General features: G+C 69.4%; 16 protein-coding genes and 2 pseudogenes. 8 read left to right on the top strand and 10 right to left on the bottom strand.

The window, feature by feature from the left end; translation table 11 throughout:
• Positions 1–23 precede the first annotated feature (23 nt).
• From ACIBLC_RS33595 to ACIBLC_RS33585, 3 genes are read right to left on the bottom strand one after another with little or no spacing between them, the layout of a single operon-like run.
• Complete coding sequence (locus ACIBLC_RS33595; RefSeq protein ID WP_399215150.1) at positions 24–800, bottom strand: ANTAR domain-containing protein; 777 nt, start codon at positions 798–800, stop codon at positions 24–26.
• The gene (locus ACIBLC_RS33590; RefSeq protein ID WP_399215148.1) at positions 779–1,444 is read right to left on the bottom strand and encodes a hypothetical protein; all 666 of its coding nucleotides are present in this window, start codon (positions 1,442–1,444) and stop codon (positions 779–781) included. The genes ACIBLC_RS33595 and ACIBLC_RS33590 overlap by 22 nt, the downstream gene beginning before the upstream one ends.
• On the bottom strand, positions 1,441–1,866 hold the full coding sequence (locus ACIBLC_RS33585) for an STAS domain-containing protein (RefSeq protein ID WP_399215147.1): 426 nt from the start codon (positions 1,864–1,866) through the stop codon (positions 1,441–1,443). Before ACIBLC_RS33585 ends, ACIBLC_RS33590 begins: the two co-directional genes overlap by 4 nt.
• Positions 1,867–2,172: 306 nt before the next feature.
• On the opposite strand from ACIBLC_RS33585, the gene ACIBLC_RS33580 reads away from it, so the two are divergent.
• Positions 2,173–2,739, top strand: coding sequence for a tyrosine-type recombinase/integrase (locus ACIBLC_RS33580; RefSeq protein ID WP_399215146.1), 567 nt, complete (start codon positions 2,173–2,175; stop codon positions 2,737–2,739).
• On the top strand, positions 2,736–3,071 hold the full coding sequence (locus ACIBLC_RS33575; protein ID WP_399215145.1) for a helix-turn-helix domain-containing protein: 336 nt from the start codon (positions 2,736–2,738) through the stop codon (positions 3,069–3,071). Before ACIBLC_RS33580 ends, ACIBLC_RS33575 begins: the two co-directional genes overlap by 4 nt.
• A 1,588-nt stretch (positions 3,072–4,659) precedes the next feature.
• Here the strand turns inward: ACIBLC_RS33575 and ACIBLC_RS33570 are convergent.
• The 3 genes from ACIBLC_RS33570 to ACIBLC_RS33560 all read right to left on the bottom strand — a co-directional run bounded on the left by ACIBLC_RS33570 (position 4,660) and on the right by ACIBLC_RS33560 (position 9,101).
• On the bottom strand, positions 4,660–5,052 hold the full coding sequence (locus tag ACIBLC_RS33570) for a DUF6228 family protein (protein ID WP_399215223.1): 393 nt from the start codon (positions 5,050–5,052) through the stop codon (positions 4,660–4,662).
• A 1,694-nt stretch (positions 5,053–6,746) separates the two neighbouring features.
• Positions 6,747–7,280 (bottom strand): ATP-binding protein, encoded by a 534-nt coding sequence (locus ACIBLC_RS33565; RefSeq protein WP_399215144.1) that lies wholly within the window; start codon positions 7,278–7,280, stop codon positions 6,747–6,749.
• 618 nt (positions 7,281–7,898) lie between these two features.
• On the bottom strand, positions 7,899–9,101 hold the full coding sequence (locus tag ACIBLC_RS33560) for an IS110 family transposase (RefSeq protein ID WP_399215143.1): 1,203 nt from the start codon (positions 9,099–9,101) through the stop codon (positions 7,899–7,901).
• Between the two features lie 647 nt (positions 9,102–9,748).
• Here ACIBLC_RS33560 and ACIBLC_RS33555 point away from each other — a divergent pair.
• Complete coding sequence (locus ACIBLC_RS33555; RefSeq protein ID WP_399215142.1) at positions 9,749–10,165, top strand: STAS domain-containing protein; 417 nt, start codon at positions 9,749–9,751, stop codon at positions 10,163–10,165.
• 1,466 nt (positions 10,166–11,631) lie between these two features.
• A complete protein-coding gene (locus tag ACIBLC_RS33550; protein ID WP_399215141.1) occupies positions 11,632–12,186 on the top strand; it encodes a hypothetical protein in 555 nt (184 codons plus the stop codon).
• Positions 12,187–12,301: 115 nt separating this feature from the next.
• On the opposite strand, the gene ACIBLC_RS33545 is transcribed toward ACIBLC_RS33550, so the two are convergent.
• Complete coding sequence (locus ACIBLC_RS33545; protein WP_399215139.1) at positions 12,302–13,771, bottom strand: MFS transporter; 1,470 nt, start codon at positions 13,769–13,771, stop codon at positions 12,302–12,304.
• 249 nt (positions 13,772–14,020) lie between these two features.
• On the opposite strand from ACIBLC_RS33545, the gene ACIBLC_RS33540 reads away from it, so the two are divergent.
• From ACIBLC_RS33540 to ACIBLC_RS33530, 3 genes are all read left to right on the top strand, one after another.
• On the top strand, positions 14,021–14,644 hold the full coding sequence (locus tag ACIBLC_RS33540; protein ID WP_399215138.1) for a TetR/AcrR family transcriptional regulator: 624 nt from the start codon (positions 14,021–14,023) through the stop codon (positions 14,642–14,644).
• Positions 14,645–14,873: 229 nt separating this feature from the next.
• Entirely contained in the window at positions 14,874–17,171 is a 2,298-nt protein-coding gene (locus ACIBLC_RS33535) for a family 78 glycoside hydrolase catalytic domain (protein WP_399215137.1), read from the top strand.
• Positions 17,172–17,232: 61 nt separating this feature from the next.
• Positions 17,233–18,471, top strand: a complete 1,239-nt coding sequence (locus ACIBLC_RS33530; RefSeq protein ID WP_399215136.1) for a family 1 glycosylhydrolase — start codon at positions 17,233–17,235, stop codon at positions 18,469–18,471.
• Positions 18,472–19,322: 851 nt separating this feature from the next.
• Here ACIBLC_RS33530 and ACIBLC_RS33525 read toward each other — a convergent pair.
• Both ACIBLC_RS33525 and ACIBLC_RS33520 read right to left on the bottom strand, forming a co-directional pair.
• Positions 19,323–19,871 carry a class F sortase gene (locus tag ACIBLC_RS33525; RefSeq protein ID WP_399215222.1) on the bottom strand — a complete coding sequence of 183 codons (549 nt, stop codon included), beginning with the start codon at positions 19,869–19,871 and terminating at the stop codon, positions 19,323–19,325.
• A gap of 393 nt (positions 19,872–20,264) precedes the next feature.
• Positions 20,265–20,980 (bottom strand): annotated as a pseudogene (locus tag ACIBLC_RS33520) (DUF4331 family protein); the annotation flags it as partial.
• On the opposite strand from ACIBLC_RS33520, the pseudogene ACIBLC_RS33515 reads away from it, so the two are divergent.
• Positions 20,966–21,416, top strand: a pseudogene (locus ACIBLC_RS33515) (carbamoyltransferase); the annotation flags it as partial. The pseudogenes ACIBLC_RS33520 and ACIBLC_RS33515 overlap by 15 nt on opposite strands.
• Positions 21,417–21,658: 242 nt before the next feature.
• On the opposite strand, the gene ACIBLC_RS33510 reads toward ACIBLC_RS33515, so the two are convergent.
• Positions 21,659–22,795: a 4-hydroxy-3-methylbut-2-enyl diphosphate reductase gene (locus tag ACIBLC_RS33510; protein WP_399215135.1), complete on the bottom strand. Its 1,137-nt coding sequence runs from the start codon at positions 22,793–22,795 to the stop codon at positions 21,659–21,661.
• Positions 22,796–22,815 lie beyond the last annotated feature (20 nt).

The following is a 22,815-nucleotide window of genomic DNA, read 5'->3' as shown; positions in this document are numbered from 1 at the left end:
GGTTGTCGGATGACACCGGTGCATCAGGTTTCCTCGTCGGTCCGTGTGGGCTCCGCGTCCGGGGAGAAGCGGAGCCGGTGGGCGACCACGTCGGCGGCCACGTCGGCGAGCCGGCGCCCCTGCGCGTAGGAGTAGGCACGGAGCCGGACGAAGGCTTCGTCGATGCCGACACCGAGCTGGACGGTGAGGATGCCGGTGGCCTGGTCGATCTCCGCCCGGTAGCCGCCCAGGTCCTCGAAGCCCCGCTCCATCAGCACGCCGTCGGGCGCGCCTGTCTCCTCGATACGGGCGTCGAGCAGGAGCAGTGTCGCGAGATCGGCGAACGCCATCGCGTCGGCCAGTTCTTCAGTGCCCAGCACGGTGGGGACGTCGGCGTACAGGTCGAGGACGCCCGGGCTGATCGCCCCCATCTGCAGAGGGAGTGCGAAGACCGCGCGTGCTCCGGTTTCAAGGGCCGCGTCGGCGAACACGGCCCAGTGGTCCTGGAGTTGACCGGTGCGCAGGTCGGGTGTGAGGACGGCGGAGCCGTGGGTGAAGGCGTCCACGCAGGGTCCCTCGCCGAGGGTGAGCTGGAGTTCTTCGAGTTGTTCGCTGATGGTGTCGGTGCTGCACAGCGGGTGGCTTGCGGCGGTCTTGGACATCGCTGATATGCCGGCTCCGCCGACCGGCAGTGCGGCCACGGCCGCGGTGCACACGTCCATCACGTCGACCCGGCCGCCGCGCCGGGCGGCCTGCTGGGCGACCAGCACCTGGATGCGGGCCGAACGGCTGTCGGACCTCACCCGGGCCACCGGGTCCATGCCTCGTGCGCAAGGCCCTTCAGCCGCGCCGTGGTTCGTTCCCCAACGGGAAGGACCAGCACTCGGAGCAGCGTGGCGCTCGTGGGCCGCCAGATCTCTCCTATGTCCAGCCATCCCCAGGAGCGGAGCGAGGCGAGAGCCGGGTGATCGACCTGCTCCACGAGGGTGGCGCCGAGTGTCGCCTGGTGGTCGCTCAGCAGCCGCTCCTGCAACCGGCGGCCCACACCTTGGTCCTGCGGGTGCGGGCGGATCAGGGTGTCGGTGACGGCGAAGACGCCGCCGGACGCGGTGAGTTGCTCAATGCTGTGCGGCAGTGCTCCGTCGAACCCGAGCCACCAGAAGCCGTCACTGCGCACCGGGAACCCGAAGGCGCATCCGACCAGGCGGTCCGTCTCCGCGATCGCCATGGCGAACCCCGGCCTGCGGATGTCGCCGGTGAGACGGTTCAGGAAGTCCAGGCGGCTGCGGCTGCGGTGCGCCGCAGCGGCGGACCTCTCGCGGGAGTCGACGTACAGGTCCGCCAGCTCCCCGCTCAGGTCCTGCGCCAGCCAGCGGTTCACTCGGCGCAGCCGGACCGCCTCCATCGTGGTCAACTCGCCTGCGCGGGGCTTGCGTTGCTGCTTCTGCTCCGGCTGGGCCGTCATCGCGCATCGCCCGAGCCGGCAGCCACCAGCGGAGTACTCCAGGGCGGCGGGGGTCGGACGGCCGGGGCCGGGACATCCCCGGGGAGAGGTGACAGCTGCCCGAGCGGGGGCCCGAGGAGCAGGGACCCGGAGCCGGTGACGTCGAGGATCCGCCCCAGTGTCGGTGGCGGGTGGTGCAGATGCAGGATGCCGCCGGCCTCGGTGGTCTTCTGGGTGGCGTAGAGGAAGGCGTTGAGGCCGCTGCAGTCGCAGAAGGTCACGGGGGTGAGGTCGACATCGACGATGCGGATGCCGTCGCTCAGGCAGCGCGCCAGTGCCGCGCGTAGCAGAGGCGCCGTTTCGAGGTCGATCTCACCGGCCAGGGTGATCAGTGCCCGGTTGCGTCGGTCGTGACGGTAGATGGTGAGCCGTGGGAAGGGCATGACGCCTCGGATCAAAAGACCGTCCGGCGGCGGACGCGGGGGTGCCGGGGTTCCCGGTCCCTTGGCGCGCTGCCGGCAGGGGCGTACGTTCGGCGGAGGCGGAGCAGCGGCCGGCCGGCAGCCTGTGCGACAGGACAGTGGACGCACCCAGTTCCCTCCAGGGATGCGCCGGGTGACGGACCAAGAGTCCGCTCCCGGCAGCTATCTGTGTCATGAAACGACAAGTCGCCGGGGTCTGGGACGTCCGTACAGCAGCATAGTCCTCAACCCGGCGCGGCAGACGGCCACAAGCCGCCCGGACTCAGGATGTGGACGGCGTTCAAGACCGCCTACGCCTACGGAACCCGCCGCAACGAGACCCGGATGCTCGACACCGCCGACTTCGGCCGGAACCCGCACGGGGTCGAGTTCGGCGAGTACGGCCGGTGCCAGGTGCGGTTCGGCAAGGCCAAGAAGGGCTCGCCGCCCAAGCGCCGCGGAGTACTGACCGTGTTCGACTGGACCCCTGACGTCCTGGACGAGTGGTTCACCGAGGTCCGGCCCCAGTTCGGGACCGACGGCAATCCGGCTGCCTGGCCGTCCGAACGGGACCTGCGGATCGGCTGCCAGCGGATCAACTCCCGCTTCAAGGCATACCGCGAGGCCCTCGGCCTGGACGACGGACTGGACTTCCACTCGCTGCGAAGGTCCTACGTCACCCACCTGATCGAAGACGGCTGGGACCCCCGCTTCGTCCAGGAACAGGTCGGTCACGAGCACGCCAGCACCACCTCCATCTACACCTGCGTGTCCTCGGACTTCCGCACCCTGCGCCGGCACCTGGACGACACCATCGCCGCCGCCCTTCAGGCCCGGAGTGGGAGGAACGCATGAAGCGCAAAGTCGGCTACACCTGGCGGCTGCGCGAGCTGATGGCCAAGCACCAGATCTTCACCGCCACCGAACTCGTTCCGCTGCTTCGCGAGCGCGGGATCGACCTGTCCGCCTCCGAGGTTCACCGTCTGGTCTCCGGCATCCCGGAACGGCTGTCGTTGCAGGTCATGGCCGCGCTCTGCGACATCCTCTCCTGCACCCCGGCCGACTTGGTGGCCACCACCGCCGAGAACGCAGGGGTCCGCAAGACCGCCACCGGCGACCTCCCGGCTCTGTCCTCGAACGTCGCGAAGCTACGGCCTCGCGCGGCCCGCATCCTGCCCGACTCATGAGCCGGACCTACGCCACCGACGAGCAGTACGAACGCTGGTACATGGCCGAGTGCTGCCGCTGCGGTCGGCGCAAGCACAAGGCAGGCACCTGGCCCGACGGATACGTCTGCCGGAACTGCTCGGACCGCGCGGCCCGCATACGGGGCACCTGCCCAGAATGCGACGAGGACCGTGCCCTTCCCGGCCTCCGCCCCGTCGACGGCGCCCCGATCTGCACGACCTGCGCCGGCTTCTCCCAGACCTTCGACTGCTCACGCTGCGGCTTCGAGGGGAAACTCCTGGGCGGGCGGCTCTGCGAACGCTGCACGCTCTCGGACCGGCTCACCGCTCTCCTTGACGATGGCACCAGCCGGGTCCGTCCCGAGTTGACGCCCCTGTTCGATCTACTGGTGGCGATGGACAAGCCCAGCAGCGGAGTGGCCTGGCTGGCCCTGCGCCACGATCAGCCGGGGAACCCCTCGCAGAGGCTGCGGCAACTCGGCCTCGGCCAGATCCCGCTGACCCACGACGCCTTCCACGAACTCCAACCCTGGCGGTCAGCGGCCCACCTGGAAGAACTCCTCATGGCCAGCGGAGTCCTGCCCCCGGTCGACAAGTACATCTGCTCCTTCCAGCGCTGGCTCCTTGGCCATCTGACCGACATCGAGGACCCCGAGCACGTCAAAACGATCCGACTCTTCGCAACCTGGCGCGTCCTGCCCCGGCTGCTGGCACGAGCCGAACAGAGCCACATCACACCGAGCATCCGCCGCTTCGCCGCCGACCAGGTCAAACACGCGACCGCCTTCCTCCAGTGGCTCGGCGAGCGCAACACCACCCTCGCCTCCTGCTCCCAGATCGACATCGACGCCTGGTGGGCCGAGAACAGTGAGTACGGCCGCACCTGTTTGAGGGCCTTCCTCAACTGGGCCATGCAGAGCCGCCATTGCCGACGCTCCCTCTCTATCCCCGCGATGAAGGCCACCCGACGAGCCGCGCTGAGCGAGGACGAGCGCCTGGACGCCCTCGGCCGGCTGCTGGCAGATTCCGAGATACCGACGCACCTTCGTGTCGCCGGGATCATCGTGCTTCTCTACGCGCAGCCCTTGACTCGGATCGTCCGGCTCACCGTCGACGACGTGATCCGCGACGGCGACGCCGTAGTTCTGCGGCTCGGGGAACCGGCCTCGCCCGTCCCCGCACCGGTGGCTTCGCTGCTGCTGGAGCACATCGCGAACCGCGACAACGTGGGCACCGCCACCAACCCGGCATCTCAATGGCTCTTCCCCGGCCGCCGCGCAGGCCAGCCGTCCCGCCCCGACCACCTGTCCGCACTCCTCAACAAAGTCGGCGTCCCGGCCGCAGCCGCCCGCGGCGCCGCCATCCGACAACAACTCCTTGAGATGCCCGCCCCCGTCGTCGCGGACGCTCTCGGCTACCACCACCCGCCTGCTCAACGAGATCGGCGGAACGTGGAGCCGATACGCCGCTGGAGACCACACACGGTCACCGGCAGGCTGGGTTCCTCGCGGAGCCAGCTAAGTTGTGGGCCCTCCAGTTCCGAGAGCCTGAGCGCGCATGAGTGCTTGCTTCGAGGCCACTGGGACGGCTATCCCTGGCGGAAGAATTCCTGCACGTCAGCAGCGACAGTCGTCAACTCTTCGCCAGCGCCAATCACCGTCGTCACAGTGCACTCCCAGCCGCTGGAGAAGACGTCAGCTCGCAGGGTCCAGCTCAGATACACGTGACCGCCCGAACCGAACGTTGCTGCCACGACCAGCTCGTTGTTGACCCAGGACCGCTCGCCCTCCCAACCACGGAAGTCGCGCGCAAGACCGTCGAGAAACTCGGTCAGGTATCCCGCACCGTCCCAGGCAGACACGGTCACGGCCCCGATCCGTGCGCGCAGGCCGTCATCGACAGCCTCCACGGCGAATACGACCTCGAACTCATCTGTCCGCGACCAGTCGAACAACCGGATAGAGGGCGCTTGCGACCCCACCCCCCGAACGACGAGCTCGACCTTCCCAGGGACCACCTCGATCAGACTCACCCACTGAGGATACGGACGCCAACACGCCCGGTCATCGCCATTACAAAGCGGGACTACGTCCCGTCGATGTTTGGAGGCTCACACCCAGATCCCCGCCAGGAGCGTCACGGGCAGTAGTAATTCCGGAGCCAGATTGATCAACTGGCGACAGTTGAACACGCGACCCCACCAGTACCAAGGCCGTTGTCCGCTGAAGCGTCCCGGGCAACGTCGTCTCCCTCCGGGGCGGCCTGGAGTGTCCCATCGCAGTCAGTCCGACGGGCGCACAGTCATCAGCCGAAAACACAAAATTACGCGCTCAACTGGCCGCAAAAAGAGTCAGGTTGACGTTGCAGCGTCGTAGTCTGCGATGCAGGTACGTCATTGCGTTCTGAGGGTTCACCCGCGAGAGGGGCCGCCCGCTGGCGGCCGACACCGACTGAACTGAATGATGTGCTGCCGCTCTTGCACGGCCCGGTCTATGCTTTTACGCAGGGTCCTCCCGCGTCGCCCGGCTCCAGTCGGACACCGGTTACCGGCCCCAACTTTTGGCCCCCAGCCCCCGGGCCGCACTGCCCATTCGACCGCTGTGAGCGGCTGGAGCCGCATCGCCGACTACGCGGCTCCAGCCCTTCGTCCTCGCCAGACCCTGTTCGAGCCCGGGATGAACTCCCGCTCACCCCGGGACGGGTGGTGAGGACGTTCGAGGCGAGGCGGCGGCACCGGATCCATCGCCGTCCTCGCAGCCGCGGCCGCCGCTGGTGCTCGCCCGCACCCGGCGGCGGCCGCCGGTCATCTCATTAGCTCGGTCCCCCGGAACACCGACACCAACCACCCGTCGGCTCACCGGTGCCTGCCCTGCTGCGGATCGCTTCCGCAATCTCCCCGGCGGCACCCGGCATTGCACCTTGTCAGGCGTCGTGTCGTCCACGGCATGGCCCTCTTCGGACAGCCTGACTCACTGCCAGTCTCCTCCTGTTCCGCCCGGCGGAGCACGCTTTGACGACTCCTGGCGAAAACGCGCTGCGGGACGGCTCCATGAAACACAACCAACGGCCCGGGTCAGTCACTCCGGCCCGGTCGAAAGCCGCAGCCGGGCAGCCTTCAGGCGCTCGACCGTCCGGGAACGCGACAGCCTGAGCTGACGGTTCTCCTCCGTGAGCCGATGGTTCTCCTCCGTGAGTTGACGGCTCTCCTCAGCCAGCCACCGAGCGCAGTCCTGAGCAGCCTCAACCGTTCCGCCATACCGAGCCGCCATCGCAACATCTCCTCGCGCTGCCTCACAAACAGAACTCTCCCGCCGGCGCACCAACAGGGCAAGCTGTCATGGCGGCACCAGACACAAGCATTAACGGGAGAACCGATCATTTGGCTGCGGCCAACCAGCCGGTCGACGGCCTGCTCAGCGGCGATGACCAACGAGCCTGGCCGCTGACGGCCCGGCTCCCACCGCGGCCGTCGGCCGCGCGCGCGGAGAGTGCCCGGCCATCCGCCTCTGCCCGAGTCTTGCGGGAGCGGCTGGAGGCGGCTCACGAGTGTGCCCGGCATCTGGTCGAGGCGATTCACCTGTGACGCACGAGAATCAGCAGCTCAGGGACAGTTCGGGCGTGCTCTGGGTGAATCCCGTGTGGAGCGGACGTAGTTCGCCGGCCGCATCGCCATGGTCAGGCTGCTTTGTCTTCCAGGTAGTACGCCGTGGGGTCGCGCCGGGTCGCTGGGCGGAACTTGTGGCGGGCGTGATGAGAGGCGGGATCTTCCCGGGGTGCCTCCCCTGGCCGGCGTCGGGGAGGGGGATCCTGCCGGAGGTTCTCCGGCAGGGGCAGGGTCGCCCAGACGCTCTTGCCGTTGAAGGTGGGGCGGGTTCCCCAGTCGGAGGCCAGGGCGGTGACCAGGTCCAGTCCGAGGCCTCGGTCTTGTGCGTCGGTGGCGGTGCGGGCGCGGGTGGTGGCGTCGTCGTCCCAGACCTCGACGGTCATCTGGTGGCGATGGACGCCCAGGCCAACGGTGATGGTGAGGCCGCCGCCGTGCTGGACCGCATTGGTGACCAGTTCGCTGATCACCAGCGCCAGGACCTGGTGGGCCCAGGGCTCGATGGCCAGGCCCCAGGCGGTGAGCTGGGCCGCCGCCCGACGCCGGACGCAGCCCACCGTGGCGGGCTTGGCGGGCAGGAGCCAGCGGATCTGCCACGTCCCGGCCATCAGGCGCCGGTGGTGGCCTCGCAGCCACCGCCGAGCCGGAACACGCGCGCCGGTCCGTCGCCGGCTGACGGGGGACACGGCGGGCCGCACGACGGCGGTAGGAACCGCCGGGTTCCGGCGGCCGGGGAGGACGGCCGGTCGAAGTACGCGAGGGGCCGAGGTGGGCCGGTCAGGACGTTGAGGGTGCGCAGAAGGGGTGGCGTACGACGGCGGGGCAGGGACACGGTGGCGCTCCTGGGTGAACGGAGGTGGGAAGCGGCCGTTGCGCTGGCCCAAGTGAGGGGCCGGGAAGGAACAGGCCCAGCGGCCGACTGTCTGTTCAATTACCGTCACACCGGGCCGCTCCGGCGGGGGTGGCATCGGGTGAAACCGGTGCCTGGGCCGGTGATATGCGCGATACTGGCCCTGCGACCCACGCCGTGTGGTCTTCCGCCGCAATCGCGCTGGGACCGTTGCCCCCGCAGACGCGAGCGCGCGCGGGGCCCGCGAACAGTGTGCAGATCGATCCATGAAGCGCTATTGCCCGGGGCGCGGCCCGGCGCCGAGACCCGAGCCCTGCCCGGGTGGCGTCGCATGGTGGTGTGTGGTGGTGTGGGGGGGGTGCCCCTATGACTTTGGTCAAGGGGTTGTCGGGGTTGGTGGTTGGTAGAAGGTGCCGTCGCGGAGCATCGCGAAGAGCACGTCGGCTCGGCGTCGGGCGAGGCAGAGGATGGCCTGGGTGTGGTGCTTTCCCTGGGCGATCTTCTTGTCGTAGTAGGTGCGGGAGGCGGGGTCGGCCAGCGCGGCGAACGCCGAGAGGAAGAAGGCCCGTTTGAGCTGCTTGTTTCCTCTCCGCGAAGGCTGTTCGCCGCGGATGGACGACCCGGAACTTCGGGTCGCCGGGGCGAGGCCGGCATAGGCGGCGAGGTGGGCGGCGGACGGAAACGAGGTGCCGTCGCCGACGTCGATGAGGATGCGGGCGCCAGTCCTGATGCCGATGCCGGGCATGGACATCAGGACCTTGGAAAGAGGGTGGGCCTCCAGCAGTTCCTCGATCCGGTGAGCCAGCAGTTTGCGCTGGTCGAGCACTGCCTGGAGCGAGGAGGCGAGGCTGGGGACGATCAGTGCGGCCGCGTCTGTGCCCGGAACGACGACGGTCTGTTCGTCGAGCGCGGTGAAGACGTCGTTGATCAGACGTTCGGCCATGCGGGGTGCTTTGGGGCGGATCAGAGTGACTAGTCGTCGGCGTCCGGCCTTGCGGATCTGTGCCGGCGAGCCGAACTGGTCCAGCATTCTGAGGACGGCCGGGTGCTGCATGCGTGGGCCCAGGACCCGTTCCAGGTGCGGGTGGATCTGGGTGAACAGGCCCCGCAGCCGGTTCGACAGACGGGTCGCTTCCGCGGCGAGGTCGTCGTCGAAGCCGACGATCATCTGGAGCTCGGCGATCGTCTCGTCGTCGAGGTCGACCGAGCGAAGCGTGTGCGGCATCGCCCGGGCCGCGTCGGCGATGATGAACGCGTCTTTCGCGTCGGTCTTGGCCTCGCCGGGGTAGAGGTCGGCGATCCGCCGCATGGTCAGGCCGGGCAGGTAGGCGACGTGGCAGCCCAGGTCCCGGGCGACTGCCAGCGGCAGGGCCCCGATCGAGGCCACCTGGTCGACGATGACGAGGACGGTGCCGTGTTTGGCCTGCAGCCTGGCGAAGACCTCGCGGAGTTTGGGTTCGCTGTTGGGCAGCCGCTTGTCGAAGGTCTTCTTCCCGGCCGGGGTGAGTGCGGTGGCGTGGTGTTCGCCCTTGCCGACGTCCAGTCCGAGGTAGACGTCGATGTCGCTGGTATCGATCACGTCGTGGTTCCTTCGGTGCTGTTCACCCGGCCTGCCACGGCACTGATCGCCACATCCACATTACGAAGAGCCTCCCGACCTGCGGAAAGGCCGGTGGTCATGCCCCTAATCAGCGGTCTGTCAGTGCCTTCGGAGCTGGTGACACCACCCCCCGGGCCATGCACTCGACAAGGGGAGGTAGTCATGCCAACTCCGAAGGCCGGTAACCCCGTTGCGGGGCTACGAAGACGGTAATGGGGGGGGGAGAGAGAGCGGCCGCTGTGTGCTCCCGCCCACCAACGGACGCCCGCCCTCTAGCCGCGACAGCGGCGCGGGGGCGTCTCCCGTGCGGGGCTGAGCCAACATCACCGGGGAGCCATGTCGGTCACTGCCCGCCCGCAGGGGAAACTTCCTCCCCCACCCTCACCCGCCACCGGCACCGCACCCCAGGGGCCGAACGGCCCCCGTACGGGCCAACAGGCCCCGCACGAACCCGTCTCCGGGGCGCTATCCGCTCGGTGTTCACCCCTGCGGGTGAACACCGAGCGAAGTGACGATTCCTTGCCCGGTGTGCTACCTACGGTGTGAGGCGTCTCCCTAGACCCCGGTGACTGTCCGATCATTATCCGCCCCTGCCGCCGGCAGGGTCCTGTCGCACCGGGGCCGTCATGCTTGAAGACCTGCTACCCGCGCCCTCCCGGGTTCCACCGCTTCGTGGGACGCAGGCCCCCTACGGGGCCGCGCGCACCCGGTTGGTCCACGGATTCACCGTGGTGGAGTTCTGCGGCGACATCGACATCGCCGCGATCCCCGGGATGCGGGCACGGGTGGACGCCGTGACACAGCCGGCCGGCGCCCGGGTGATCGTGGACCTGCGGCCCGCCACCTTCCTCGACGCCTCCGCCCTGGCCCCCATCTGCCGCGCCCACCGCCAAACCCTCGGGCAAGGCGGACACATGGGCGTGATTTGCACCTGCCCCTGGCAACGCCGCATCCTTCAGGCCACAGACCTCCACACACTCCTGCAGCCCGCCACGACCCTCGAAGGCGCCCTGGCCACCGCGCTACGGGGCCCGCACCGGTGAACGCGGGCCCCCCTCCCGCGCGACCCGTCCACGGTCAAGAACTACTTCAAGGCGCACCGCGGGATGTCGCACAACCCAGGCCCACCACCGGCCGGGGCGTCATTCCGCCGGCCCCACCGAACCGACCCCGCTAGGGCCGCCCAACCACCGTGACGAACGATTCCCCTCCGGCCCGGATCCACCCGCTCGCCGGCACGGTGATGAGCATCGGCTGCCCGCATCTGAGCACACCACGTGCAGTCATCCGCCTCAAGCACCGGCGAGTCCATCCGGTACGCACCCGTCAGAGCGGCACTGGGGACAGGCGCCGGGACAGGTCCACGTCCATCAGGAAAGTCCATACCGGGACCAACGACAGCACGCCGGCATCGGTACTGTTTCACCCACGACCCATACCCCCATCCAGGGGACGAAAAGTCATACCGGACAGGGAGATCAACTGTCCGCCCGCAGGGACCTGAAATGACCGCTTACCCGGAACGGCCCGCTGTCCGTGGACAGTAAGGACGCTGGTCGATCTCGCCCTCGCACCCGAACACCGCCGTGGTCACGCCCCGCGTCACGCGCCCACATGTGCCTAACTTGCCTTACTCCTCTTCAACGCGTTTACCTGTAGAGACAGTTGACAGCACTAGATAATCATCGCCGCTTCACACCCCAGCAACTCACCCTCGCCCACCAAACCGCGGTCGAAGCCGTCCCGCCCTGGCCGGCCTCCCCGTCTGCCGTCCCGCACCACTGGAGATACCGGCTTCTCGCGCTGCAGGCCCACAATCACCACCGCGACATCCCGACCGAACTCGACACCTACACACACGCCGCGATCTACCCCGACGCCATCGAACTCGCCGCAGCAGTACTCCCCAAGCATCCTCACGACCCAGCAAGATCCACTGGCGAGAACTCTCCGGATCTCCGAACGGCGGCACCCGCAGTTCACGGCCACTTCGCCACTCAAGATTCCTCGCCGCAGGTCAGAGCGACCGCGTCAGGGACGACTCGGTGACAGAGGACAGCGGGCCGATCAACGCCGGCGGCCTCCTCGACCACGAACGGCATCCTTCAACAGGGTGACCGCCTGGGTGCCAGGGCATCGCCCGAGTGGGTGTCGTCTTCCTGCTTCTGCCCGCCCCGAAACACGTCCGGCTTCTGCAAGTCCGGAGTCCAGTGTTCGAGGAAGGACCGGTACCTCCTTCATCAGCACCTGGATCGGACGACGCTGAGCAGCTGGGCGAGCCCGTTCCCATGGCGGGAGGTGAACTCCGCGTCGGCCGCGCGAACCGGTTCTCCGAATCGCATGCGGTTCTCCTCTCGTGAATGTGTGTCACCGCTGCGCGGCTTCGAATCCCGCTGCCGGGCGGCGGCTCACGCGTTGGCGGGACCGGCGGACCACGGGCCCGGGCCTGGGCCGGCCTGCGTATGCTCGCCTCGATTCCTGACTCCGGGAGAGGCTGAGGGGGGTGTGCGTGCTGAGACTGCTCGGCTTCTTCGATGACTTCGGATATTCGAGCGAGTTGGCTGCGGGTCCGTTGAGGGCCCAGGTGCAAGTGTCCGGCGACCCGGACGAAGCGGAAATTGTGGAGTACTTGGACGTCGGACATCACCTGACGTACTTCATGGAGGCAGGCATGGATGTCCTCACGGGTGAGGTTCATCGCCATACATCCGGTTGCTCGTCGCTTGTTACCGATGGCGTATGGGTATGGCGCGCGGACTTTGCGCACTATCTGGAGGCGTACCACGTGCCGTTGCCCGCAGCCTTCGTCGGCCGTGTTCGAAGGCTGCGCCACCAGATGCCGGACCTGGTCGGTGCAGACTTCGCTCCGGTCTTCGACGAGATCGTCCTGGGGTTCGGATGGACGGAGGTGGACCCGTGGGACGCAGAGTCGGTCCTGCGCCCACAGCCACGATCTGTTCCCACTCGTGCGGAATTCGTAGCAAGGGTCCGGAAAGAGCGGCCTGCCGGCCCTTGGGGGAAGGCGCCACGCAAGCCTCGTAGGGGCGAGGCATGCGGTTTTTAGCTGTCGTCGCCGATACGCGATTGGTCTGATCAAGCGGTGAGTAGTTCGCGCAGACGCTCGGCTGAGTTTCCCAGCCGAGCGTTTTGCGTGGGCGACTCGAGCCGGAGGGCGGGACTCAGGCGGGCAGCGTGTCCTCGTCGGCCGGGTCGCGCAGGGGCGGGATGAAGAGGGAGAGCAGCAGGGAGACCAGGGTCACCAGGGCTCCGAGCCAGAACACCCAGGAGTAGCCGGTGTCGTGGTAGAAGGCAGTGCCCTGGGTGATGGTGCTGTCCGAGGCGAGGACAGCGTAGGCGCCGGCGGTGATGATGGCGCCGAACAGGTTGATGAGCATGTTGAGCATGCCGCTGCCCAGGCCCTGCTCATCGCGTGAGACCGCGCCGACTACGAGGGCGGGCGCTCCGGCGACGACGATGCCCGCGCCGATGTTGGCTATGCAGGAAGTCAGGGCGAGTTCGAGTTCGTTGCTGTGGTAGAAGCCGACGAGGGTATAGCCGGCGGCCATCACGACCAGTCCGGCGCACCACACCCTGCGGGCGTCGAGGTGGCGCAGGTAGCGGCTGACGAGCAGACCGGTGCCGAACATCACGAGGTTCCAGCTGACGCTGACGACGGCGTTGTGGTGGGCCGTCCAGCCCAGGCCCGCGGAGACCCCGGGGATGTGGGGGTAGAGGGCGAGCAGGATGGCGAGGGCCGGCATCGTGAAGGCGACCGTCTGGGCGAGGCCACCCGCGGTGAGTGCCAGGGCCACCGGGCGGCGGCGCAGGACTCGCAGGTCGAGGATGGGGTGGGGGCTGGAGCGCTCCACGAACAGGAAGGCCGTGAGGGACACCGCTCCTGCGCTGAGCCACCCCAGGGTCCGCAGGTCCGACCAGCCCCAGCTCTGTCCCTGACCCACGGCGTAGACCACGGCGGTCAGGCCGCCGCCGAGGACCAGGCCGCCCAGCCAGTCGAAGCCGGAGTCGAACGCGTGCCGCGGCGTCTCCGGGATCAGCAGTGCGACGAGCGCGAAGGCGACCGCGGTGGCGGCGGAGAGGAACCACAGAGCGCCGCGGTAGCCCCAGCCGTCGACCAGCCAGCCTGCCAGGAACGGGGAGACGAGGGCCACCAGGCCGACGCTGCTGCCCATGATGCCGCTGGCCTGCTTGACCAGTCGGCCCGGGAAGATGTCCCGCACCGCGGCGAAGGACAGGGCGCCGAACGGCCCGTAGAACCCGGCGATCGCCCGGCCCACCAGCACCAGCCAGAAACTCCCGGCCAGGGCTGCCAGGGCCTCGCCGAGAGCGCCCAGGGCCATCATGGCGAGCATGACGCGCCTCTTGCCGTACAGGTCGCCCAGCTTGATCACGAAGGGTGTGAGCAGGGTGGACACCAGAGTCAGCGTGAGCCCGAACCACACCACCTGGGTGGTGTGGAAGGCCTGCGCGACGCCCGCCGTGGCATTGGCGCCGAGGATGCCACCCGCGGCCAGCAACTGGGTCGGCCAGGCGAGCGCGATCAGCAGCAGGACAAGGCGGGGAGTCCACCGTCCGTCCACGTCGGCGCGGGGTGCGAGTTCGGCTGAGGGGCTTGATGACAACGGCGTCATGCCAGCCCTCCTTTCACGGAGGTGCCAGGGGAACGGGGAGTCGCGGTGGGGGGCACGGAGGAAGAGGCCGGGCGTAACACGTGGCTCACAGGGACGTGACAGCGCGGCAATCCGTCGGCGCATGACGTCGATGATGACCCGAACACCTAGTGCTCGCTAGGTATCCAACTTGTGACCCATGCCACACCGTGTCGCTGTGCCCGGTCGGCGGCCCGGCCTCGCCCGGTGACTCGCCGGTACGGTTCTCCCATGGCGACATCCAGGGGGCCGCGCGGCGGCTACACGACAGGACGGGCGCGGCGCACGCAGATCCTGGAGGCGGCGCTGCTGCGTTTCGGCCAGGACGGCTACCGCAAGACCTCCCTCGCCCGTATCGCCCGGGACGCCGAGATCACCGACGCCGGGTTGCTGCACCACTTCCGCGACAAGCAGCAGTTGCTGCTGGCGGTCGTCGAGTACTGGCACGAGCGCATGGACGTGCGGTGGGAGCGGGTTTCGGACTCGGTGCGGGATGCCTTCCGGTGTCATCTGGAGGACGCGACCGAGACGGTCGCCATGCCCGGCATGGTGGAGCTGGCCGTCGTCATGACCGCCGAGGCCACCGCGCCCGACCATCCGGCCCATGACCACTTCACCGCCTGGCAGGAGAAGGGTGTGCGGGAACTCGCCGACCGGCTGCGCGCCGGCGCTCTCAACGGCGAACTGCGGACCGACCTGGACCATGAGGCCATCGCCCGCGAGTGCGTGGCCATGGACGCGGGGCTGCGGCAGCAGTGGCTGGCCGGGGGGCGCTCGTTCGACCTGATCGCTGTCATGCGCGCCCACCTGGACCGCCTCATGCGGGCCATCTCCGCCGACGGGCAGGGGTTGTAGGGCGCCGGGCGTCTCGTCGCCGGCAAGTGTGGGCGGAGCGGCGTGACCTCGGCCGCACGATTGTCATGGGCATGACTGCACGAGAATGCGAGCAGTGCACCCCTCGGGATTCCCGCGCCGGAGCGGTTGACCGAGCCGTGACGCACGTCACGCACTCCAACACCTAGTTTTCACTAGGTATTAGCCGCATGATCGAGCCTGCTCATCTCCGGCGCTGAGAAAGGCCGCCATGCACCACCACTGGACAGCTCGTGTCGTCAGTCCCCGTCCACCCGTCCCCGCTCCCGCCGAGGCGGCCCGCCCGGCCGCACTGTTGCGGGGGGAGTTCTCCGTACGGTCCGCCGTGCGGTCGGCCCGTCTCCTCGTCACGGCCCTCGGCGTCTACGAGCTTGAGGTCAACGGCACCGTGGTGGGCGACCACGTCCTCGCCCCCGGCTGGACGAGCTACCGTCACCGCCACCGCTACCAGACCTTCGACGTCACCAGCCTGATCCGTGAGGGCCGCAACGCCTGGGGCGCCCAGCTGGCAGACGGCTGGTACCGGGGTCTGCTCGGCTTCAACGGCGGTACTCGCGACATCTATGGCGAGCACACCGGGCTCCTCGCCGAACTGCACGTCGACTACGCCGACGGATCCGTCGACACCATCGCCACCGGGAACGACTGGCGCTGGAGCCCGGGGCCCGTGACGGCCGCCGGCCTGTACGAGGGCGAGGAGTACGACGCCCGCCGCGAGCAGTCCGGATTCAGCGAACCCGGCTTCGACGACACGGCGTGGCGGCCGGTCGAGACCCCGGACTTCGACACCGCCGTGCTCTTCCCGGCGGACAGCCCGCCGGTACGCCGTACCGAACACCTCGCGCCGGTCGCCGTGACCGTCTCACCCACCGGCCGTACGATCCTCGACTTCGGTCAGAACCTCGTCGGACGGCTCCGCGTCCGCGTCCGTGGCGAGGCCGGTCGCACGATCACCCTCCGCCACGCCGAGGTCCTGGAGGACGGTGAGTTGAGCACGCGTCCGCTGCGGCACGCGTCCGCCACCGACCGCTACATCCTGCGCGGCGACCCGGCGGGGGAGGAATGGGAACCGCGCTTCACCTTCCACGGCTTCCGTTACGCCGACGTGGAGGGCTGGCCCGGCGACCTCGACCCCGCCGACGTCACCGCCGTGGTCCTGCACAGCGACCTGAGCCGCACGGGCTGGTTCAGTTGCTCGGACACCGCTCTGAACCGCCTGCACCGGAACGTGGTGTGGGGGATGCGCGGCAACTTCGTCGACGTCCCCACCGACTGCCCGCAGCGTGACGAGCGGCTCGGCTGGACCGGCGACATCCAGGTCTTCGCCCCCACCGCGGCCTTCCTCTATGACGTCCGCGATTTCCTGCGCTCCTGGCTGCGCGACCTGGCCGCGGACCAGGGCGACGACGAACGGCACGTCCCGCCGGTGTTCAGCCCCGACATCCCCGTGATCACCCCGGTACCGATCCCGCCCGGCAACCCTCCGATGACCGGCTGGTGCGACGCGGCCGTCATCGTCCCCTGGGTGCTGTACGAGCGCTACGGCGACACCGAGGTGCTGCGCGCCCAGTACCCCTCGATGCGCGCCTGGATCGACGCCGTCGACCGTATCGCCGGGCCCGGACGGATCTGGGGCGAGGGCTTCCAGTTCGGCGACTGGCTGGACCCGACGGCTCCGGCGGACGATCCCGGCCGGGCGATGACGTCGTCCGCCCTGGTCGCCACGGCGTACTTCGCGCACTCGACGCGGCTGCTGGCCCGGACCGCCGAGGTACTGGACGCCAAGGGCGACGCCACGCGCTACCGCGCACTGGCCGACTCAATCCGGGACGCCTTCCTCGCCCGCTTCCACACCGGAGGCGGGCGCTTGGCGGAAGAGACGCAGACCGCCTACGCCCTCGCCCTGTGCTTCCGGCTGCTGGAGGACGACGCCGAGCGCGCCGGGGCCGGACGCCGGCTGGCCGGGCTGGTGGCCGAGCGCGGACACCGCATCGGCACCGGGTTCCTCGGCACCCCCCTGGTGTGCGACGCGCTGACCGACACCGGTCACACAGACACCGCCTACCGCCTGCTGACACAGCGGTCGTGCCCGTCCTGGCTGTACCAGGTCGACATGGGCGCCACCACCGTGTGGGAACGCTGGGACAGCATGCTGCCCGACGGCAGCGTCAATCCGGGCGAGATGACCTCCTTCAACCACTACGCGCTCGGAGCGGTCGCCGACTGGCTCCACCGCACCGTCGCCGGCCTGGCACCCGCGGAGCCGGGCTATCGCCGGCTGCTGGTCCGGCCCCGCCCCGGCGGCGGCCTCACCTGGGCCGGGGCGGAGCACGACACGCCATACGGCCGGGCCGAGACGGGCTGGCACCTCACGGGAGGCACGCTGCTCGTCGACCTCCTCGTGCCGCCCCAGGTCACCGCACTGGTCGATCTGCCCGGCATGGAGCCCGTGGAGGTCGGCCACGGCCGGCACTCCTTCCACACCCCGTTCCCCGCGGCCACACGGTGACGTCCGGGAGTCCGGCCACTCGCATCGACCCGCTCACCCCATCAAGACAAGGAACTTCCCCATGACACACACCAGGCTGCCCGACGACTTCCTGTGGGGTGTCGCCACCGCGGGGCACCAGAACGAGGGCGACAACGTCGCCAGCGACACGTGGTTCCTCGAGCACACGACGCCCTCCCTCTTCCGCGAGCCGAGCGGCTCGGCATGCCAGGGCTACCAGCAGTGGAAGTCGGACCTGGATCTCGTCGCGGGACTCGGGCTCAACGCCTACCGGTTCTCCGTGGAGTGGGCACGTGTCGAACCCGAGCGGGGCGTGGTCTCCTCCGAGGCCCTCGACCACTACGAGCACATGATCGACGGTTGCCTCGAGCGAGGCCTCGCGCCCCTCGTGACGTTCAACCACTTCACCGCACCGCACTGGTTCGCGGCAGCCGGTTCGTGGACCGCCGCCGACGCCCCGGCACGGTTCGCCGAGCAGTGCGACCGCGTCATGGCACGCTTCGGCGACCGGATCGCGTACGGCATCACCCTCAACGAACCCAACCTGGAGCAGCTGTTGCAGGCAGGCGCGAAACTTCCGGCCGAGGCGGAGGCGCTCAAGAAGCAGATGCTCGCCGCCGCGGCGCGCGCCGCCAGGAGCGACACCTATGGCAGTGCGAACGTCATCCCCGCCGCGCGGCAGGACGAGTTCCAGGAGGCGTTCACCCTCGTGCACCGCGCCGCCCGCGAAGCGATCAAGGCCCGCCGAAGCGACCTGCCCGTCGGCGTCTCCATCGCCATCGCCGACGAGGTCGCGGTTCCCGGTGGTGAAGAACGCCGGGACGCCAAGCGCGCCGCCGTCTACGACCACTGGCTGCGCGAGGCCCGTCACGACGACTTCGTCGGCGTGCAGAACTACGAGCGCGTCGTGCACGGCCCCGATGGCGAAGTGGCGGTCGAAGGCGAGCTCAACGGAATGGGCACCGTCATCGCGCCCGGCTCCCTCGCCGGCGCCGCTCGCTACGCACACGAGGTGTCGGGAGTCCCGGTACTTGTGACCGAGCACGGCATCCAGACGGCGGACGACGCGCAACGCGCCGCTCTCATTCCCGCGGCGGTCGAGGACCTCGTGGCCGAGGCCGGCGCAGGCACCCCCGTCCTCGGCTACTGCCACTGGACGCTCATGGACAACTTCGAGTGGATCTTCGGCTACGGCGCTCAGCTCGGGCTCCACGAGGTCGACCGGGACACCTTTCGTCGCCATCCGAAGCCGAGCGCGAGGGCTTTCGCGGACGTGGTACGGAGGCACCGCGGAGCGTAGAAGGCGTGGGCGGCGGGGCGGTCAGCGTCAGCGGTCCATTCCGGGCCGGAGCAACCCGCCGCCGCGGCGGCAGCCTGGGCCGCGTCCAACACGGATGCGCCGACTCCGCGTCGGCAATACGGCTCGTAACCTCTTCGGGCTCGCGCAGGACCGGCCGGTAGGTCCACGCGACAGCCGTGTTGCGGTGGTGTAGTTGGCGCCGGAGCTGGGCCAGTTCGTCCCGGAGAGCCGGTCGCAGTTGTGGGGAGTAGCGCTGCCAAAGGGCTTGGTACTGAGCACGCTCGCGGAGCATGGCCTCGTAGCGGGTGCCGTTGTCGGCGAGGTGGTCGCCGGCGGATGGTTCGGCGGGGGAAGGGCACCGATCCGCTGGCGGCGGTTGAGCTCGTGGTGCATGTAGGCGGCGGGGTCGTGGAGGTGTGGGGGGTACGTCCCAGGTGGACAGTTCGGCGGCGAGCTGCTGCACGGTCCATCCGGTGCGGATGAGGGGGCGGAACGCGTAAGCGATCCTTCGGAAGTAGGAGTTGTGGAGCCACCACACCTCGAGCTGGAGCCGCTTGCGTCGCGTACGGAGAAGTAGCAGCCGCTCGTGCCTGCGAGTGCCGGGTCGGTGGCGAGCCGCACGATGATGTCGGCGCCCTTGGGGGGATCACCGATCCTCAGGGCGTTGAGCACGCGCTGCAGGGCGGCGGAGCCGGGCAGGTCCTTGACCCTCATGACCGCCGCCAGGCCCGTCCCGCCGAACGCCGCGACGTCGCCCACGGCTACCTGACACAAGCCGCCTGACCTTCACGGCAGTGCCCGACGGCCCTCTGACTCTTGGGCACGTTGACACCTCAAACGACGACTCTCGTTCACCAGCCGATCACTCTCCTCGGCTGCCCGACGAGCCGCCCGCACCAGTTCAACAGCACATTCCGTCGCGGCATCAAGCCGCTCCCACAGCTATCCCCGCGCTTCCGCCGACACGAAGACCCTCTGCCCGAAACGGGACGTTGCCATGTCGGTGTGCCGTCAATCCTTGGGACTTGCCGCCGGGTGACGTGCTGGACGCGAGGGTGACGCTGACGCAGCGCTGGTGGGTGTCGCGTAGACGACGAGGTTGTCCTGGTATTCGCCTCGGCCGCGGTCGTAGGTGCCTGAGCAGGTGATGAGAGGCGCAGGGCGGGTGGTCCGCCGGTCGCGTAGACCTGGCTGTCGGGGAAGGCGTCCTTCTCGTACTGGCGCAGCGCCCGGATCGTGAAGGAGATGGTGGAGCGGTCTTCCCGCAGCAAGGTGACTTTGTCGCCGGGGTGGAGGGTGGAGAGGCCGTAGAAGGCGCCGGGGCCTGTGGCCGAGTCGACATGGCCGACGATGACGGTTGCGCCGGGGTCGCCGGGCAGCGGGCCGTCGCTCCGCTCCACCAGCCTATTTGTCCTGGCTCGCTGGGAGCGGCGAGGTGGCCGTCCTGCTGGACCCGCAGGCTGGTCAGGGGCTGGTCGATTCCTATGGCGGGTATGCGGATGCGGATGGGCATCGCTGTGGTGCGCTGCTGGGAGGTGTCGGCGTCGGATCCGGATGCGTCCGCATCCGAGGCCAGTGGCACGCTGCCAAGGTCGGTGCCTATCCGTTGCGGTGGTCGCTCCGGTCCTACCTCCAGAGTCGAGACGCCGGTGCAGGCCAGGGCGGCACCTGCGGCAACTGTCGCCGCGGCCACCGGGACGGCTACCCGCTGCAGTCGATGCTGTCGGCTTATGCGGGTAGTGCCGCCCGGCCGCCCGCCCCGCTTCTTGCGGGGCGGGCGGCCGGTGAAGAACGGCCCGCTCATTCCTGCCGGTGCTCCGGCGGCGCAGGGCCAGGACTCCGGCAGAGGCCAGCAGGGCGCCACCGCCAATGGCCGTGACGGGGACGACGGGGAATCCGTCGCCGGAGGTGAGGCCGCCGAGGCCGGCGCCGACGCCGCCGTCGGGGTGCAGGGAGTCGGCCTGGTTGACGGCCGCGCTGTTGGGCAGCGCCACGTAGGGGAAGGTGCTGCCGGGCTCGCGGTAGGGGGTGTCGACCGCGTCCCCGGCCGCGAGGGCGGGCACGATCTTGCCGGTCTGGGCAGCGCCTTCGAGGGCCTGGAGCTCGATGTCGACGACGTCGTCGTTGAGGCGGCGGCCGTTGGGGAAGCCTGCCAGGTCGTTGCCGAGGACACCGAGACGGTTGGGCTTGGCGGCGGGCGGGACGGACATGTTCAGTCGCAGCATTTCCGCGGGGACGACCGCGGCCTTGTCGACGTCGGCGTTCAAGCGCTGCGAGTTGAGGTCCGCCTTGATCGGGCCGCAGGCCTTGCAGATCCCGGTGAGGAAGATCTCAACGAGGTCATTGCGCGGAGTTGCGGGAGCGGGGACTCCGTAGATGTTCTGGATGAGCTTGGGGACGATCGGGTCCTTCACCTTGTCCACGACGGGGGTGACGGTGGCGTCCTTATAGGGCTGAGCGCGTTGAAGGCGTCCTTGTACTTCAGCGGCACGACCACTTCGTTGAGTCTCCCGCCGCCCTGCGCCTCGCGCTCTCCCCAGCGGCCCGCGACCGGGCTCTGGCCCGAGCCCGCGGTTTCGCCAAGGTGGCCGTGCGCACCCAGCGACGCCTGCGGCTGATCGGCCGGCAGTTCCCCGACGCCCGCGTCGCGCCGGTCCTGCATCACCGGGCCCACCAGCTCACGGCCTTCGCCGCCTCGGGCTGGGACGAAGCCGCCGTGCTCGTGGTCGACAGCCTCGGCGAGCGGCAGACCACCACCATCGCCCAGCACACCCCTTCGGTCGTCCTCGGCCTGTGCTCGTACACCCACGACTCGTCGGCATCCCTGCTGGTGGACGGCTGGCAACGACACGCCCCGTCCCCGCGCGCAGACCCTGGAAGCGATCAACGACCCGGCCTCTCTGGGGTACGTGTACGGCGCCGTCACCGAGCACCTGGGGCAGAGAGGAAGGCGGACGCTTGAGTGTGGACGGAACCCGGCAGACACCGGGTCGTGCTACCGCATCACACGGTCCTCCGGCATCGGCCGCCTCGACGCCTTCGTCCGTCTCCGGCCCCGGCTAGCACCAACCGCCTGCGGTACTGGTCCGATCGCCGCGTCACCACCCGCTTGCAACGGCCCCGGCCGCCGCGAGCGGATCTTCTTCGTGCAGCAAGGCGGTCGTCGGGGGCTGTGGCCGCGCGTGGTTCATCTCGCGGCGATCCGGCGGGCGTCGTCGTGCGACGGCTCAGGGTATGAGCGCACCTCACGGCGGACGTGGCTTGCCGGTCCCAAGCCGTTCAGGGCTTGGCCGACCTCCCGTCGGCCTCGTCCGTCGGGCGTCACGTCCAGCAAGGTGATCGTCGCACCGTCGATGTCGCCGGGGCGCAGATTCGCCAGCTCGGTCACGTCGCGGACTCGTACACCGGCCCGCGCGGCCTGTGTGATCGCGGTCCTGACAGCGGGGGCGGATTCCCGGCCGGTGATCAGCAGCGCGTCGGACTGGGCCAGCGCCGAAGCGAACACCGTGTGCAGATCGTCCATGGTGTAGCACCATTCCTCCGGATGCTGGCCCCGTAGACGGGGATAGCGTCGGCGGAGCACCTGCAGCATCTCGGCCACTGCGGAAATGGCGGCACCGGGAGCGACGACGAATGCGAGGCGGTCAGGGTCGGTGACGGTGAGGAACTCTGCTTCTTGTGGGGTCCGTACCAAGACCGCGTCTCCCCCGAGGGCCTGCGTCGGCCATGACCCGGTGCCCGCGACCGGTACGCCTACGACGACCACCTCTTCTCCCCGGTCCAGGGACCGGCGCAGTGCGCGCTTGGCGTTTCCGGCCGCGGGGCACGAGGCGCCGACGGGACAGCCGCACGGCTGCCATGGGCTGCGGGGACCGTCGGCTGTCTGTGCAGGCACCGGAGAACCCGGTGTCCGGAGGCCGGCGGCAGCGCCTGCGGCCCCCGGCGCGACCACGTACAGCACCCGGCGCGTGCGCAGGACGGCTCGCCAGGACTCGATCTGCCGGCGGGCGAAGGCGGTCGAGGCGGGGTCGTCGCTGCGCGCCGCGAGTGCGAGGCCGCGATGCCCGCCTCTCGGTTTCTCGTAGGAGACGGTGAAGACCGTGGTCGGCGCCTCCGGGAGGGCGTCACGCAGGTCTGCTTCCGGTAAGGAGAGGCTTTCGGCGACGAGACCCGCCCGGCGGGCGTGCGCGGCGAGCAGGTGGTGTGCCGGACAGTCGACCAGGCCGCGTGTGGGGTGTCTGAAGGATCTGGCCACGGTGAGTGTGCCCGGAGCGACGGACAGGGTGGTGGAGTGGAGCACTTCGGACAGGACGCTTCGGTTCATCTTCCCGTGGGGGTCGCAGG

The sequence above is a fragment of the Streptomyces sp. NPDC050535 genome, assembly GCF_044457665.1.
Lineage (GTDB): Bacteria > Actinomycetota > Actinomycetes > Streptomycetales > Streptomycetaceae > Streptomyces.
Note: the sequence above shows the minus strand (reverse complement) of the source record. Positions and strands in the feature narration are given on the sequence as shown.

Excerpts from the sequence above, each read along its gene's own strand:
- ACIBLC_RS33595 (WP_399215150.1), bottom strand. The coding sequence starts at position 800 with ATGGACCCGGTGGCCCGGGTGAGGTCCGACAGCCGTTCGGCCCGCATC.
- ACIBLC_RS33590 (WP_399215148.1), bottom strand. The coding sequence starts at position 1,444 with ATGACGGCCCAGCCGGAGCAGAAGCAGCAACGCAAGCCCCGCGCAGGC.
- ACIBLC_RS33585 (WP_399215147.1), bottom strand. The coding sequence starts at position 1,866 with ATGCCCTTCCCACGGCTCACCATCTACCGTCACGACCGACGCAACCGG.
- ACIBLC_RS33580 (WP_399215146.1), top strand. The coding sequence starts at position 2,173 with ATGTGGACGGCGTTCAAGACCGCCTACGCCTACGGAACCCGCCGCAAC.
- ACIBLC_RS33575 (WP_399215145.1), top strand. The coding sequence starts at position 2,736 with ATGAAGCGCAAAGTCGGCTACACCTGGCGGCTGCGCGAGCTGATGGCC.
- ACIBLC_RS33565 (WP_399215144.1), bottom strand. The coding sequence starts at position 7,280 with ATGGCCGGGACGTGGCAGATCCGCTGGCTCCTGCCCGCCAAGCCCGCC.
- ACIBLC_RS33555 (WP_399215142.1), top strand. The coding sequence starts at position 9,749 with ATGCTTGAAGACCTGCTACCCGCGCCCTCCCGGGTTCCACCGCTTCGT.
- ACIBLC_RS33545 (WP_399215139.1), bottom strand. The coding sequence starts at position 13,771 with ATGACGCCGTTGTCATCAAGCCCCTCAGCCGAACTCGCACCCCGCGCC.
- ACIBLC_RS33540 (WP_399215138.1), top strand. The coding sequence starts at position 14,021 with ATGGCGACATCCAGGGGGCCGCGCGGCGGCTACACGACAGGACGGGCG.
- ACIBLC_RS33535 (WP_399215137.1), top strand. The coding sequence starts at position 14,874 with ATGCACCACCACTGGACAGCTCGTGTCGTCAGTCCCCGTCCACCCGTC.
- ACIBLC_RS33530 (WP_399215136.1), top strand. The coding sequence starts at position 17,233 with ATGACACACACCAGGCTGCCCGACGACTTCCTGTGGGGTGTCGCCACC.
- ACIBLC_RS33510 (WP_399215135.1), bottom strand. The coding sequence starts at position 22,795 with ATGAACCGAAGCGTCCTGTCCGAAGTGCTCCACTCCACCACCCTGTCC.